The 15,325-nt window shown below is 45.7% G+C and carries 9 protein-coding genes, 2 tRNA genes and 3 rRNA genes; 4 read left to right on the top strand and 10 right to left on the bottom strand.

The window, feature by feature from the left end; translation table 11 throughout:
* Nucleotides 1-32: 32 nt before the first annotated feature.
* Nucleotides 33-890 carry an AraC family transcriptional regulator gene (locus CEF13_RS09440; protein WP_102710445.1) on the bottom strand — a complete coding sequence of 286 codons (858 nt, stop codon included), beginning with the start codon at nucleotides 888-890 and terminating at the stop codon, nucleotides 33-35.
* 155 nt (nucleotides 891-1,045) lie between these two features.
* On the opposite strand from CEF13_RS09440, the gene melA reads away from it, so the two are divergent.
* A complete protein-coding gene (gene melA / locus CEF13_RS09435) occupies nucleotides 1,046-2,344 on the top strand; it encodes an alpha-glucosidase/alpha-galactosidase (protein WP_102710444.1) in 1,299 nt (432 codons plus the stop codon).
* A gap of 54 nt (nucleotides 2,345-2,398) precedes the next feature.
* Here the strand turns inward: melA and CEF13_RS09430 are convergent, their stop codons facing one another.
* The 3 genes from CEF13_RS09430 to CEF13_RS09420 form a co-directional block, all read right to left on the bottom strand.
* Nucleotides 2,399-2,671 carry a DUF6171 family protein gene (locus CEF13_RS09430; protein WP_102710443.1) on the bottom strand — a complete coding sequence of 91 codons (273 nt, stop codon included), beginning with the start codon at nucleotides 2,669-2,671 and terminating at the stop codon, nucleotides 2,399-2,401.
* A gap of 12 nt (nucleotides 2,672-2,683) precedes the next feature.
* Nucleotides 2,684-4,177, bottom strand: coding sequence for an alpha-N-arabinofuranosidase (locus tag CEF13_RS09425; protein ID WP_102710442.1), 1,494 nt, complete (start codon nucleotides 4,175-4,177; stop codon nucleotides 2,684-2,686).
* Nucleotides 4,178-4,378: 201 nt separating this feature from the next.
* Nucleotides 4,379-5,116 (bottom strand): MOSC domain-containing protein, encoded by a 738-nt coding sequence (locus CEF13_RS09420; RefSeq protein WP_244917066.1) that lies wholly within the window; start codon nucleotides 5,114-5,116, stop codon nucleotides 4,379-4,381.
* A gap of 199 nt (nucleotides 5,117-5,315) precedes the next feature.
* Here CEF13_RS09420 and CEF13_RS09415 point away from each other — a divergent pair, with 199 nt between their 5' ends.
* Nucleotides 5,316-5,609, top strand: a complete 294-nt coding sequence (locus CEF13_RS09415) for a hypothetical protein (RefSeq protein WP_102710441.1) — start codon at nucleotides 5,316-5,318, stop codon at nucleotides 5,607-5,609.
* A gap of 171 nt (nucleotides 5,610-5,780) precedes the next feature.
* Entirely contained in the window at nucleotides 5,781-6,128 is a 348-nt protein-coding gene (locus CEF13_RS09410; protein ID WP_102710440.1) for a VOC family protein, read from the top strand.
* Between the two features lie 187 nt (nucleotides 6,129-6,315).
* On the opposite strand, the gene CEF13_RS09405 is transcribed toward CEF13_RS09410, so the two are convergent.
* The 6 genes from CEF13_RS09405 to CEF13_RS09380 form a co-directional block, all read right to left on the bottom strand.
* Nucleotides 6,316-6,400 (bottom strand) — tRNA-Leu (locus CEF13_RS09405).
* A 15-nt stretch (nucleotides 6,401-6,415) separates the two neighbouring features.
* Nucleotides 6,416-6,491: transfer RNA gene (locus CEF13_RS09400), tRNA-Lys, on the bottom strand.
* A gap of 109 nt (nucleotides 6,492-6,600) precedes the next feature.
* A 23S ribosomal RNA gene (locus tag CEF13_RS09395) occupies nucleotides 6,601-9,645 on the bottom strand.
* Between the two features lie 307 nt (nucleotides 9,646-9,952).
* Nucleotides 9,953-10,069: ribosomal RNA gene (gene rrf, locus CEF13_RS09390) — 5S ribosomal RNA — on the bottom strand.
* A gap of 170 nt (nucleotides 10,070-10,239) precedes the next feature.
* Nucleotides 10,240-11,794, bottom strand: a 16S ribosomal RNA gene (locus CEF13_RS09385).
* The 16S, 23S and 5S rRNA genes sit together here with 2 tRNA genes alongside, the layout of an rRNA operon.
* A 1,454-nt stretch (nucleotides 11,795-13,248) precedes the next feature.
* Nucleotides 13,249-14,028, bottom strand: coding sequence for an alpha/beta hydrolase (locus CEF13_RS09380; protein WP_102710439.1), 780 nt, complete (start codon nucleotides 14,026-14,028; stop codon nucleotides 13,249-13,251).
* A gap of 217 nt (nucleotides 14,029-14,245) precedes the next feature.
* On the opposite strand from CEF13_RS09380, the gene CEF13_RS09375 reads away from it, so the two are divergent.
* Nucleotides 14,246-15,226, top strand: a complete 981-nt coding sequence (locus tag CEF13_RS09375) for an aldo/keto reductase (protein ID WP_102710438.1) — start codon at nucleotides 14,246-14,248, stop codon at nucleotides 15,224-15,226.
* Nucleotides 15,227-15,325: the final 99 nt, after the last annotated feature.

Genomic DNA, 15,325 nt, shown 5'->3' with positions numbered 1-15,325 from the left:
CCATCGTTGAATAATGCTTTTCGGGTAGAGCTTTATAATCTATTTGAGGTCTTTCGCCGAAACTCTGTGGGCGACTGCCCACTCCATTTGTTGAACTGTTTAGTGAAAAACAGTGGGTCATTATAGCCTACTGAGGAAGCAATCTGTGCGATGGTCAACTCGCTCTCAAGCAGCTCCTCCGCTTTCTTCATCCGCACCTTGAATAAGTATTGCATGGGGGACAGACCCGTCGCATCCTTGAAAAGTCGAGTTAAATGGGCACGATGGTAGCCTAATGTGTGGGCAATTCCTTCGATCGACAGCTGCTGCCCGTATTGCAGAGACAGCAAGCGAATAGCTTGGTCAATCTGCCGATAGGAGCGAGACGGAGGCGCTTCAATTTGACTGTCCTCTATTTGATGGAGACGTGCAAGCTCATACATAATCAGTCTCAGCCATCCTGAAGCCTCCATACTGCCAAGCGCTGGATACTCCTGCCGATCTAAGCTTTTGCGCAAATTGCGGAACATGCGCTCCATGGCTGGCAACGCGCAGCCGCGGATAACTGCCCGATCAGGCGTAATGCCAATGGATAGTAAGGAGGATTCTACAATATCGCCTGAGAAGGCTACCCACATATACTTCCAAGGATGATCTGTATTAGCTTGGTATTTCACTAATATATCCGGAAAAATAACAAAAGCATCGCCTGCTTTACAAGGATAGGACTCGCCTAGCGTCTCAAACACGCCTTCGCCATCAAGCACAATATGTATAAGATAATAATCATGAACGGCCGGCCCGATGAAATGCCCTGCTACCGGATGTGCTTTTCCGCTAAATAATACCGACATTTCACCTTTTATCGGAGCCGCATTCAAGCTTAATACAAACTGATGGTGTTTTTCCATTACTGCGCCTCCCCTAAATCCGTTCCCCACATTATACTATTTACTGCAACATTCCTCCATATATTGATTTCTTTCTTCCATATTCATTTGTCCTTCACATCCTTATACTAAAGGAGCCAGTTCATTTCAAAACCTATTTAGGAGGAAAAATCCACATGCCCAAAATTACATTTATCGGCGCAGGAAGCTCCGTATTTGCCAAAAACATACTCGGTGACGTCATGCAGACACCAGCGCTGCAAGGATTTGAAATCGCTCTCTTCGATATTGACGCTGTACGTCTGAACGATTCTGAGCAAATGCTGCTCAACATTAAAAAAACAAGTCAAAGCACATGTGAAATTAAAGCTTATACCGACCGTAAAGAAGCACTGCGCGGCGCAAAATATATTATTAATGCCATTCAAGTAGGCGGTTATGATCCTTGTACCATTACCGACTTTGAAATTCCGAAGAAATACGGCCTGCGTCAAACGATTGCTGATACAGTCGGCATTGGCGGTATATTCCGAAACTTGCGCACCATTCCCGTTATGCTGGATTTTGCGCGCGACATTAATGAGGTTTGTCCTGATGCGTTATTCCTGAACTATACGAATCCAATGGCTGTTTTAACTAACACCATGAACACATACGGCGGTGTCAAAACAGTTGGACTGTGTCATAGCGTACAAGTATGCTTGCCTGATCTATTCCGTCATTTGGACCTTGATTCCAAAGGCGTTAAATACAAAATTGCCGGTATCAACCATATGGCCTGGCTGTTAGAAGCAACAAAGGATGGTGTAGATCTTTATCCGGAAATTAAACGCCGCGCTGCAGAGAAGCAGAAGGAGAAGCATCATGATATGGTGCGTTTCGAGCTTATGCTGAAATTCGGCTACTATATTACAGAATCATCCGAGCATAACGCCGAATACCATCCGTACTTTATTAAACGTAATTATCCGGAGCTTGTTGATCGCTTCAACATCCCGCTCGATGAATATCCACGCCGCTGTATTGAACAAATCGCAGGCTGGAAATCCATGCGTGAATCACTGATCAATGATACCAATTTGGAGCATAACCGTAGTCATGAATATGCTTCCTATATTCTTGAGGCCATTGAAACGAATAAACCGTTCAAAATCGGCGGAAACGTCATGAATACAGGACTTATTACAAATCTGCCTAAGGAAGCATGCGTCGAGGTGCCTTGCCTGGTAGATGCAAACGGTGTTACGCCAACCTATGTCGGCGACTTGCCGCCGCAGCTGGCTGCTCTGAACCGCACCAATATCAACACGCAATTGCTGACGATTGAAGCTGCGATCACCGGCAAACGCGAGCACATTTACCACGCTGCTATGCTGGATCCGCATACATCCGCCGAGCTGTCGATAGACGACATTGTTGCCCTCTGCGACGAATTGATCGAAGCACACGGCAGCTGGCTGCCAAGTTACAAATAATAATAATGGCCTTACCTCACATGATGTCATGTGCGGTAAGGCCATTTTTCTTAACTATTCATACTTTGCCCAGCGGCTTTCGCCAGGCATGGGACATGCACGCTCCTTGTATTTGGCAGCGATTCGTACGAAGCAGCCGCAGATTGCACAGGTTGTGCCCCCTTGAAATTTCGGACAACCGCTGCACGCCTTTAAACGCTGCTCATATACATCATCTGGCACGCTGATGTCTGTTTGAAACATGGGAGCGGCCAGAATACGATCGATTTGTTCATCCGTCACACGGTATTCGTCACGGCAGCCTTTACACCTTCCATTGCTGCTCATACGCACACACCTTTATTCTGAAATAAGCTCAAGCACCGTGACCGACATTGGGGAAAGCTTCGCGCTTATCACTGTTCCATCAACGCTAAATGCTTGATATGCTGTCGGTGCAACAGTATCAGGCTGCTCGAACGTATTATGAGCATCCTTCATAGAAGCTGTAAGCTCTGTTCCCGTAACCTTCAGAGCTTGTCCAGCAAGGCCGCGAAGATCAATTTCAACGTCAGCTCCTGAAAGGTTATCCATATTACACAAGCTTACATGGATACGGCCCTCTGCGTCTTTGGAAGCCGAAACGGATACTTGCGGTATCTTCTGGTCGTTATGTGCATAATCCTCGCTTGTGATTGCAGTTGTGAGAAGAGTCGCATCCTGGTGCACCTTATACATATCAAATACATGATAAGTTGGTGTCAGAACCATTTTCTCACCCTCGGTAAGAATGACCGATTGCAGCACATTGATCACCTGCGCAAGGTTCGCCATTTGAACCCGATCGCAATGATCGTGGAAAATATTGAGCGTTACGCCAGCAACTAAAGCGTCGCGAATCGTATTTTGCTGGTACAAGAAGCCTGGATTAGTGCCTGGCTCAACATCGAACCATGTACCCCATTCATCAACAATGAGGCCAACACGCTTGCTTGGATCATATCGATCCATAATCGTGGAATGACGTGTAATAAGCTCATCCATCTTAAGCGCTTTCTTCATTGTCGTGTACCATTCGTCTTCTGTAAATCCGGTCGCCGGGCCTTTGTTTGACCAGAATTCACCTGGAACCGTATAGTAATGAAGCGAGATGGAATCCATCATCCAGTGCGCTTCTTTCATCAATACATCCATCCACCGGTAATCATCTACGTTCGGTCCGCAAGCAATTTTGTGAATTTTATTCTCTCCGTAATTGCGTACATAGGTCTGATATCTTCTATATTCATCCGCATAATATTCAGGACGCATGTTGCCGCCGCAGCCCCAGTTCTCGTTGCCGACTCCGAAATATTTAACGTTCCAAGGCTTTTCTCTGCCGTTCTCTCTGCGCAAATCCGCCATTGGGGATACGCCGTCGAAGGTCATATATTCAACCCATTCTGACATTTCCTGAACCGTACCGCTTCCCACATTACCAGAAATATATGGCTCACACTCCAGCATCTCGCACAGCATTAGAAACTCATGGGTACCGAAATGGTTATTCTCAAGTACTCCGCCCCAGTGCGTATTAATCATCCGTTTACGCGATTCGCGCGGCCCGATGCCATCCTTCCAATGATACTCGTCGGCAAAGCAGCCGCCCGGCCAGCGAAGAACCGGAATTTTGAGATCTTTTAACGCTTTGACAACATCATTGCGAATACCGTTCGTGTTTGGAATAGGCGAATCTTCGCCAACCCAGATGCCTTCATAAATGCACCGACCCAAATGCTCGGAGAAATGTCCATAAATATTGCGGTTAATTGTGCCTGCTGCTAAATCAGCGTTAATCGTCACGCGGTTTGCCATGAATACTCGCCCTCGCTTCTGTATGATTAGAATATACTTGGTCAAAAAAGTTGAATTAATATAATGATTAATCCTATAACGTGTATATTAATCCTACTTAGATCATAATGGCAGCGGATTCATTTTGCAACTCTAAATTATATTTTTTAGAAACATTTTTTAATAGAATAAAGCGAAATTACAATTTTTCATCCAAAAAGCCTATTCATCTGCTAGAAATACTTTATCGCCTACGCTAATTATCCCTCTTTTTTTAACAGAAGCGTAAATCCCGAATTTCAAATTCATTTCTTCATTTATTTTCTTTAAAAGAGAAGGATCACGTTCCAATGAATCTGGATCAATTGTTATCATCGAGCATCGTTCGCAGTAGCTATCAACCTCTAATTCAGCACTGCCTATTTTTAAACGTTTTCCAAACCATTCGCTTTCATTATCTGTTTCATCGCTTAAAGAAACGACTAAATTTGCCCGAAAACGACCCTTATTTAACTGTTTCCCCCATAGGTTTTCTAGTTTTCGTAATGAAGCGTCTGTTATGATCAGAATACTGCTGTCATCAACAGCTAATAGTTCCTCACTATGCGGTTTATAATCCAGCAAAGTTATTTTCTTTTTTGAATATGTTTGCATTTCTGCTAACAAATCTTCATCCCAATTAAATATTCGACCATCCTGTGAAGTGATATGTACCTTAGGAAATTCATGTTCAGAGCCCTCGCCAATTAGTCTTGCTTTGTAACCGAGCATTTGAGGGATGCCTCTAGCCGTTATATACCTTGACCAGCCTTCTTTTGTTTCATCAATAAATGCATGACTGCGGTCGCCATATAGTCCATACATCTCAACCTGGCTAGTTTCTACACTCTCGCCTGCAAATGATTTCACAGGGTATCTATTCATTTGTACGATTTCTCCAACCGGCAGCTTGCCCAACATATTTCCCTCATTTCGATTTAACTAACTGATTTGATACTGCGATATACACTAGTATAATCCAAGCTGCGACAAATAGTCCCAAAAATTTCTTCTACCATTTGACACCTTTCTTATGCTTCTTCCTTTATTCTATTCTTGTAGCTCTACTATTGAATGATAGAAAACCCCTATACCAAATATGAAGAAAAAGGTGATAAATATGCTCATTAAAAAGAAAACAGATATTGTTTTTGTATTAGAAAATTTTACTTCATTGGCTGAATGGGATGCTATAGGGGAAAAATACTATTTCGTATTTGCTGATCGCAAACGTGGAGGACAATGGACATTAATGCGCTATTCAGACAATCGCTACAGTATACACGGACGGGGCAATCATTATTTCGATGAGAATGAATGGTTCTTCGAGGAGCTGGACCAAGTCTATTCATTCCTATGGGAAAACCGTTCAGCTTTCAATGCAGCTGTTAAACCACTTACCATTGCAAATTGATCGATTAGCCTCTTAATAAGTTTTGTTCCGCACTCGTAAAGATTAACGAATGGATTACATTTGTTGCACATACTTACGATAGTTTTATAGTTGAAAAAGGAACTTAGATTTAAATCTCGAATATCTAATGTAATCGGCTAAAAATTTGATGACAGACAGGAGTTAGATACGATGATAAAAGGTTTTGGAGGAATATTTTGGAGAACTAAAAATATTGAAGCTGTAAAAAAATGGTACAGTGAAGTGTTGAAGATTGAAATAGAAAATTGGAATGGGACTGTGATAAAACCCCAATTAGAAAATGAGACTATCTTTTCTTTCTTTACCGAGGATGACAGTTATTTTCCAACAGAGCAACAAGTGATGTTGAATTTCCAAGTACATGATCTAAACGAGACTATTAAGCATCTTGAACATATTGGTGTACCTCTTGCAAAGAAACAAGAGAATAGTGAATTCGGAAAATTTATTTGGATTGAAGATCCTGAAGGCCGACTGATCGAGCTTTGGGAGAAATAACGCATTGTAATTCATTTGCTATTGAGCTAACGGGGCGTTAGTTGAACAAGAATGGGGAACCTCGACAAATGATGGTTCCCCTAATTGCTTTATAAAAACCAACATTTGAATTTAAAAGAGCCAAAAACAAAAAAAACCTTGCATCGCAAGGATTGGATTTATATTATTAGAGAGCTTAGTTCATCAATGGTGCGCGTAGAGGGACTTGAACCCCCACGTCGTGAAACGCCAGATCCTAAGTCTGGTGCGTCTGCCAATTCCGCCATACGCGCATGATGATAAAAAAATGGTGAGTCATGTAGGATTCGAACCTACGACACCCTGATTAAAAGTCAGGTGCTCTACCAACTGAGCTAATGACTCATATAGGTCAGGCCTCATTATTACGCCCTGAAAACTGGATACGAAAGGTAGGTTTGCTGAAACCTTATTGCTGCTGTCTGCCGGATGTATGGGTCCATGCAAACTGTTTTAGGATAAGCCCTCGACCGATTAGTATTCGTCAGCTCCACACATTGCTGTGCTTCCACCCCGAACCTATCAACCTCGTCGTCTTCAAGGGGTCTTACATACTGGGAAATCTCATCTTGAGGGGGGCTTCACGCTTAGATGCTTTCAGCGCTTATCCCGTCCGTACTTGGCTACCCAGCGGTGCTCCTGGCGGAACAACTGGTACACCAGCGGTACGTCCATCCCGGTCCTCTCGTACTAAGGACAGCTCCTCTCAAATTTCCTGCGCCCGCGACAGATAGGGACCGAACTGTCTCACGACGTTCTGAACCCAGCTCGCGTACCGCTTTAATGGGCGAACAGCCCAACCCTTGGGACCTACTTCAGCCCCAGGATGCGATGAGCCGACATCGAGGTGCCAAACCTCCCCGTCGATGTGGACTCTTGGGGGAGATAAGCCTGTTATCCCCAGGGTAGCTTTTATCCGTTGAGCGATGGCCCTTCCATTCGGTACCACCGGATCACTAAGCCCGACTTTCGTCCCTGCTCGACTTGTAGGTCTCGCAGTCAAGCTCCCTTATGCCTTTGCACTCTACGAATGATTTCCAACCATTCTGAGGGAACCTTTGGGCGCCTCCGTTACATTTTAGGAGGCGACCGCCCCAGTCAAACTGTCCACCTGACACGGTCCCCGAACCAGTTTCATGGTCCTAGGTTAGAACTCCGATACGATCAGGGTGGTATCCCAACGTTGCCTCCACACAAGCTGGCGCTCATGCTTCAAAGGCTCCCACCTATCCTGTACAGATCGTACCAAAGTTCAATATCAAGTTACAGTAAAGCTCCATGGGGTCTTTCCGTCTTGTCGCGGGTAACCTGCATCTTCACAGGTATTAAAATTTCACCGGATCTCTCGTTGAGACAGCGCCCAAGTCGTTACGCCATTCGTGCGGGTCAGAATTTACCTGACAAGGAATTTCGCTACCTTAGGACCGTTATAGTTACGGCCGCCGTTTACTGGGGCTTCGGTTCACAGCTTCGGGTTTAACCCCTAACCGCTCCCCTTAACCTTCCAGCACCGGGCAGGCGTCAGCCCGTATACTTCGCCTTACGGCTTCGCACAGACCTGTGTTTTTGCTAAACAGTCGCTTGGGCCTTTTCACTGCGGCCCCCTCAGGCTATTCACCTTACCGGGGCACCCCTTCTCCCGAAGTTACGGGGTCATTTTGCCGAGTTCCTTAACGAGAGTTCTTCCGCGCGCCTTAGCATGCTCTGCTCGCCTACCTGTGTCGGTTTGCGGTACGGGCACCTAGATCTCACTAGAGGCTTTTCTTGACAGCCGGAGTACATGACCTTCGCTACTGCAATTTTCGCTCCCCATCACAGCCCAGCCTTTATGATCGACGGATTTGCCTATCGATCAGCCTCACTGCTTGGACGGACTATTCCATCAGTCCGCGTCACTGCCCTTCTGTGTCACCCCATTGCTCAAACGATCTTCGGTGGTACAGGAATTTCAACCTGTTGTCCATCCACTACGCCTTTCGGCCTCGCGTTAGGTCCCGACTTACCCTGAGAGGACGAGCCTTCCTCAGGAACCCTTAGGCTTTCGGCGGACAAGATTCTCACTTGTCTTTTCGTTACTCATACCGGCATTCTCACTTGAATACAGTCCACCAGTCCTCACGGTCCAACTTCAATCCGTATTCAACGCTCCCCTACCCAAGTCGTAGCCTTCACTTCACTCTGGTGGTTTAGCTAGGGCATTTGGTCAGAATCTTGATTAGACGTTAGACGTCGATTCTGACAAATGTCCCGGTGCTCGACCAGAACAAAGTGAAGACTACGACATGTCATAGCTTCGGTGGTGTGTTTAGCCCCGTTACATTTTCGGCGCAGAGTCACTCGACCAGTGAGCTATTACGCACTCTTTAAATGATGGCTGCTTCTAAGCCAACATCCTGGTTGTCTTTGCAACTCCACATCCTTTCCCACTTAACACACACTTGGGGACCTTAGCTGATGATCTGGGCTGTTTCCCTCTTGACAATGGATCTTAGCACTCACTGTCTGACTCCCGAGTAGCACGTCTATGGCATTCGGAGTTTGACTGGACTTGGTAACCCTTGGCGGGCCCCGCACCCAATCAGTGCTCTACCTCCACGACGCTCATTCCTCGAGGCTAGCCCTAAAGCTATTTCGGGGAGAACCAGCTATCTCCGAGTTCGATTGGAATTTCTCCGCTACCCCCACCTCATCCCCGCACTTTTCAACGTGCGTGGGTTCGGGCCTCCAGTGCGTGTTACCGCACCTTCACCCTGGACAGGGGTAGATCACACGGTTTCGGGTCTACGACCACGTACTTATTCGCCCTATTCAGACTCGCTTTCGCTGCGGCTCCGTCTTCCCGACTTAACCTTGCACGTAATCGTAACTCGCCGGTTCATTCTACAAAAGGCACGCCATCACCCATTTAACGGGCTCTGACTTCTTGTAAGCGCACGGTTTCAGGTTCTTTTTCACTCCGCTTCCGCGGTGCTTTTCACCTTTCCCTCACGGTACTGCTTCACTATCGGTCACCAGGGAGTATTTAGCCTTGGCAGATGGTCCTGCCGGATTCCGACGGGGTTTCTCGTGTCCCGCCGTACTCAGGATCCGTCTCGGAGAGTGCTTGCTTTCGGTTACAGGGCTTTTACCTGCTCTGGCGGGCCTTTCCAGACCTCTTCGCCTACCAAACACTTTTGTAACTCCATGTGAGACGTCCTACAACCCCAAGGAGCAAGCTCCTTGGTTTGGGCTAATCCGCGTTCGCTCGCCGCTACTGACGGAATCACTATTGTTTTCTCTTCCTCAGGGTACTTAGATGTTTCAGTTCCCCTGGTATGCCTCTTACTAAGCTATGTATTCACTTAGTAGTAACTGCCCATTACGACAGCTGGGTTTCCCCATTCGGAAATCCTCGGATCAATGCCTGCTTACGGCTCCCCGGGGCGGTATCGTTGTTCGCCACGTCCTTCTTCGGCTCCTGGTGCCTAGGCATCCTCCGTGCGCTCTTACTAGCTTAACCTAGCGTTCCGGTTGATTCGGCTTGTGCGCCGTTTTCATTTTGTTTCCCTGATCTACTAAGACATCAAATGGTTGAAACAAAACGAAAAGATGTCGCAACAATCTCGAACAACCTTCACTGGTAATATAGTCAGCTTAAAGGATGTTTCAGCAATTCTTTTCTTTCGTTATCCAGTTTTCAAGGTGCAATTTTTTAGTTGACCATGCCACAATTCGTGGCAGGAAAACCATCTTATCATGTTCGTTCACTACAATCGACACATAAATGTTGGTAATGAATTCGCGTGGTAAGAGATGCTTTCGCATCTGCTTGGCGACGTCCTGCTCTCCCAAGACCCTGCGGTCTAAGTACCATCGGCGCTGGAGGGCTTAACGGTCGTGTTCGGTATGGGAACGTGTGGTTCCCCTCCGCCATCGCCACCAAACGGATGACTTCATATATCGAAAGAAAATATCCGGTAATCTCAACAATTCAGAATCAGCATAAAGCCATATCTTCATCTATGTATTACGGTTGCTCTTTCAAAACTGACAACGAGTAAGCGATACACTGCCATGTTTATCCGAACCTCATCGGGTTCGGGTATTTCCTTAGAAAGGAGGTGATCCAGCCGCACCTTCCGATACGGCTACCTTGTTACGACTTCACCCCAATCATCGACCCCACCTTCGACGGCTAGCTCCCTTGCGGGTTACCCCACCGGCTTCGGGTGTTGTAAACTCTCGTGGTGTGACGGGCGGTGTGTACAAGACCCGGGAACGTATTCACCGCGGCATGCTGATCCGCGATTCCTAGCAATTCCGACTTCATGCAGGCGAGTTGCAGCCTGCAATCCGAACTGAGACCGACTTTGATAGGATTGGCTCCACCTCGCGGTTTCGCTTCCCGTTGTATCGGCCATTGTAGTACGTGTGTAGCCCAGGTCATAAGGGGCATGATGATTTGACGTCATCCCCACCTTCCTCCGGTTTGTCACCGGCAGTCATCCTAGAGTGCCCACCCGAAGTGCTGGCAACTAAGATCAAGGGTTGCGCTCGTTGCGGGACTTAACCCAACGTCTCACGACACGAGCTGACGACAACCATGCACCACCTGTCTCCTCTGTCTCGAAGGAAAGCCCTATCTCTAGGACGGTCAGAGGGATGTCAAGACCTGGTAAGGTTCTTCGCGTTGCTTCGAATTAAACCACATACTCCACTGCTTGTGCGGGTCCCCGTCAGTTCCTTTGAGTTTCAGTCTTGCGACCGTACTCCCCAGGCGGAATGCTTAATGTGTTAACTTCGGCACCAAGGGTATTGAAACCCCTAACACCTAGCATTCATCGTTTACGGCGTGGACTACCAGGGTATCTACTCCTGTTTGCTCTCCACGCTTTCGCGCCTCAGCGTCAGTTACAGCCCAGAAAGTCGCCTTCGCCACTGGGGTTCCTCCACATCTCTACGCATTTCACCGCTACACGTGGAATTCCACGTTCCTCTTCTGTACTCAAGCTTTGCAGTTTCCATTGCGACTCGGGGTTGAGCCCCGAGTTTAAACAACAGACTTACAAGGCCGCCTGCGCGCGCTTTACGCCCAATAATTCCGGACAACGCTTGCCCCCTACGTATTACCGCGGCTGCTGGCACGTAGTTAGCCGGGGCTTTCTTCTCAGGTACCGTCACCTTGAGAGCAGTTACTCTCCCAAGCATTCTTCCCTGGCAACAGAGCTTTACGATCCGAAAACCTTCATCACTCACGCGGCGTTGCTCCGTCAGACTTTCGTCCATTGCGGCAGATTCCCTACTGCTGCCTCCCGTAGGAGGCTGGGCCGTGTCTCAGTCCCAGTGTGGCCGATCACCCTCTCAGGTCGGCTACGCATCGTCGCCTTGGTGAGCCGTTACCTCACCAACTAGCTAATGCGCCGCGGGTCCATCTCTAAGTGATAGATTGCTCCATCTTTCCCGATTCAGTCATGCGACCGTATCGCGTATCCGGTATTAGCATTCGTTTCCGAATGTTATCCCAGTCTTAAAGGCAGGTTACCCACGTGTTACTCACCCGTCCGCCGCTAAGTATCAGAGGCGCAAGCACCTCTTCAACTCCGCTCGACTTGCATGCATTAGGCACGCCGCCAGCGTTCGTCCTGAGCCAGGATCAAACTCTCCAAATTGGTGTTTGACTTGCCCAAAAACTTTTATCGCTTTTTCGCTCATCCCGTAGGATTTGCGAGGCAGCTTGTTACTCGTTGTTCAGTTTTCAAAGAGCAATCTATTCTTTCGTTTATTGCTTGTTTTGCTTGCCGTCCGCGTGTATCTCTCGGCCGGAATTAGAATATATCATGTATGCCTATACCATTGCAAGTGTTTTTTTTAAAAATTCATTTTAATTATTATCTTGCTTCAAATATCGATATTTGTACGCTTTTTCAATTCATTGTTCGTTATTTTTCAGTAGAAGTCATGATACGTACTCTCGCTCGCGCAACACTTACTGTAAAACCTACATCTATTTCGTTTATTTTTACCCTAACAGCGTGTTTAAAGGTATTCCTACATCTAATTCAGCCTTTTCTCATCAATAAGGCTATTTTCAGGCTAATTAATTGTATCTTTTACAGCAAAAGGTTTCATATTGAAGGTAACTAGCTGAATTAACTGTAGCTTTTACAGTAAACGATTTGTTATGCGCGAGTATCGCATATGATACTAAGCTACTTCTAATTTAAGCTACTCTACACCAAACACAAACTGTTCCCACGGATTAATTAGCTAGGCTAGCATTAAGATTACAACTCCATTGAATAAGTTTTGACTAATTGAGTGCAATGAATCATCTATATAGAAGGATAACATGAAAACCTACATCTAATTCGCTTATTTTTAAGCTCGGGGAACGTTTAGATGGATTTTCTACATCTAATTCAGCCTCGCCCCCTCGATATGGTTACTTTTAGCCAAATTAACTGCAGCTTTTGCAGCAAACGAGTCAAAACAAAGGTAACCAAGTGAATTAACTGTAGCTTTTACAGTAAACGGTTTGTTATGAGCGAGTATCGCATATGATACTAAGCTACTTCTACTTTAAGCTACTCTACTCCAAACACAAACTGCTCCCGCGGATTAATTAGCTAGGCTACCATTAAGATTACAACTCCATTGAATAAGTTTTAACTAATTGATTGCAATGAATCATCTATATAGAAGGTTGACATGAAAACGTACATCTAATTCGCTTATTTTTAAGCTCACAGAACGTTTAGAGGGATTTTCTACATCTAATTCAGCCTCACCCTCTCGATATGGTTACTTTTAGCCAGATTAACTGCAGCTTTTGCAGCAAACGAGTCATAACAAACGGTAACCAAGTGAATTAACTGCAGCTTTTACAGCAATCGGTTTGAAATAAGCAGATACCGCATATGAGTCTAAACAACTCTACTCCAAACACAAACTGTTCATGCGGATAAATGAAGCTAGGCTAGCAGAATCTACATAAGTGAGCAAATGCAGCAAATAAACCCGCCACTATATCATCTCGCAAAAATAGGCTATCCACTCTCACACGAAGAGTAAATAACCTATTTGCTGTTGAGCAGCTATTATCATCTAACTAGCGAACTTCTACTTACTCTCTCACTAACGGAATGAAACGGAGAAACTCCTGAATATGCGTGTCCCAGTAGCCCCATTCATGATTGCCCGGTCCTTCCACATAAGTAAGCGGATAGCCCGATTGCGCACAAGCATCACGGAAAGCAAGATTATCATTATATAGAAAGTCTTCTGTTCCGCAGCATTGATATAGTAAAGGCTTCGGCGAATCAGTCTGAGCACCCTCGGCAACAAGATGAAGCAAGTCCTCATTCGTGCCCGTTATATCTTTCTCACCATATATAAGCCGGAACAGCGGGTTCATATGCGGATTTGAATTAACATGGTTAGCCATATCAAGAGCCCCAGACAAGCTTGCAGCAGCAGCAAAGCGGTCTGGATGACGAAGTGCCCATTTGAATGCGCCATAGCCGCCCATCGACAAGCCTGCAACAAAATTGTCCTCGCGCGCGTCTGATAAGGGAAAGAAGGATCGTGCTATTGCCGGAAGCTCCTCCGAGAGAAAAGTCCAATACTTATTTCCATATTCCATATCTGTATAAAAGCTTTGATGCACATTCGGCATAACGACTGCCAAGCCTAGCTCAGCTACATATCGTTCAATAGATGTTCTTCTTGACCAAATCGTATCGTCATCCGATAAGCCGTGCAGTAAATAAAGCGTAGGATGCAGCTTTCGACTGCTTCGATTATTCAAACCAATTTGTGAACTTGTTTGCTGCGGCAAAATAACTGTCATAGACGTACTGAGTCCCAAGGATTCCGAAAAAAAGTTACAAGTAATTAAAGCCAATTGGTATTCCTCCCTATTAACTAAATAACGAATGATAATTTAAATCTAGCATTAAAATAAAACGCTTGCAATGAAACAAATATATCTGCTTTAAGAATAGAGCAATAAACAGCTTAAGGGTAGTTAGTGAACTTTTTTTCAGTGCTTATATCATTGGTTATTGAAAGGTATAATAGAGGCGATTCAAGTTAAATACTAATCCGGAGGTTGATGGACAATGAAATTGATGCCGCTAGAACGTCGAGGAATATCGAATAGCCGTCTTGCACTTGGCTGTATGGGGCTAGGCGGAAGCTGGGATCTTGCAGACGCCATTACAGCTGATCATATTCGACAAGCAGAAGAAGCAGTGGAAGCTGCGCTTTCGATTGGCATTACCATGTACGATCACGCGGACATTTACACAAGAGGCAAAGCTGAATCCGTATTCGGACAAGTTCTCAAAAGCCAGCCAAAGCTTCGCGAGCAAATCGTTATTCAATCTAAAGTAGGAATAAAGCTGGCTGACGGAACATTACCGGGTCGCTTCGACTTTTCGAAAGAGCATATTTTGCCTTCTGTTGACGGCATTCTGGAAAGATTGGGTATCGAGTATCTTGACGTGTTGCTGCTGCATCGCCCAGATCCGCTTATGGAACCAGATGAGATTGCGGAAGCTTTCACGAAGCTGAAGCTTTCGGGCAAAGTTCGAAACTTTGGCGTATCGAATATGAGCCCTGGACAAATCCGCTTTCTGCAGCGTTCACTGCCTGATCCTATCGTCGTTAATCAGTTGGAAATGAGCTTGCTTCGACACGACTGGGTTGATAAAGGGATACATGTTAACCAGAAGGCAGGTCTAAAGGATAACTTCGCAGAAGGTCTAATGGAATTCATGCAGATGGAAGATATTCAAATTCAGGCATGGGGGCCACTTGCACAAGGAAGATTTTCAGGGAAGGTAACGGAGAATGCTACGGAAGCAGAAATCAAAACAGCAGCGCTGGTGAAGCAGATAGCGGACGAGAATGAGACAACACCTGAAGCGATTGTTCTTGCTTGGTTAATGAAGCATCCTGCTCGTATCCAGCCTGTTATCGGAACTGTAAATCCTAAGCGAATTCTCGCTTGTCAGGATGCTGTTCGGCAATCTGAGCTGATGACGAGAGACCAATGGTATTCCCTCCTAATTAGCGCAAGAGGCGTAAATATGCCTTAATGAATGATGCAATCCTATTTTCATTAAGATTTTTTCATTTTTTTCTCATAATGTCCTGAATGCTTTGATATAGCTAACTTTTTGCTCTCATATGCCAAA

The organism is Paenibacillus castaneae (genome assembly GCF_002884445.1).
Lineage (GTDB): Bacteria > Bacillota > Bacilli > Paenibacillales > Paenibacillaceae > Pristimantibacillus > Pristimantibacillus castaneae.
This window is presented reverse-complemented; position numbering and strand designations above follow the sequence as displayed.

What these genes read in the sequence shown, in the direction of transcription:
- CEF13_RS09375 (WP_102710438.1), top strand. Translation starts at nt 14,246, where the DNA reads ATGAAATTGATGCCGCTAGAACGTCGAGGAATATCGAATAGCCGTCTT.
- CEF13_RS09420 (WP_244917066.1), bottom strand. Translation starts at nt 5,116, where the DNA reads ATGTTGGGCAAGCTGCCGGTTGGAGAAATCGTACAAATGAATAGATAC.
- CEF13_RS09415 (WP_102710441.1), top strand. Translation starts at nt 5,316, where the DNA reads ATGCTCATTAAAAAGAAAACAGATATTGTTTTTGTATTAGAAAATTTT.
- CEF13_RS09440 (WP_102710445.1), bottom strand. Translation starts at nt 890, where the DNA reads ATGGAAAAACACCATCAGTTTGTATTAAGCTTGAATGCGGCTCCGATA.
- CEF13_RS09425 (WP_102710442.1), bottom strand. Translation starts at nt 4,177, where the DNA reads ATGGCAAACCGCGTGACGATTAACGCTGATTTAGCAGCAGGCACAATT.
- melA (WP_102710444.1), top strand. Translation starts at nt 1,046, where the DNA reads ATGCCCAAAATTACATTTATCGGCGCAGGAAGCTCCGTATTTGCCAAA.
- CEF13_RS09430 (WP_102710443.1), bottom strand. Translation starts at nt 2,671, where the DNA reads ATGAGCAGCAATGGAAGGTGTAAAGGCTGCCGTGACGAATACCGTGTG.
- CEF13_RS09410 (WP_102710440.1), top strand. Translation starts at nt 5,781, where the DNA reads ATGATAAAAGGTTTTGGAGGAATATTTTGGAGAACTAAAAATATTGAA.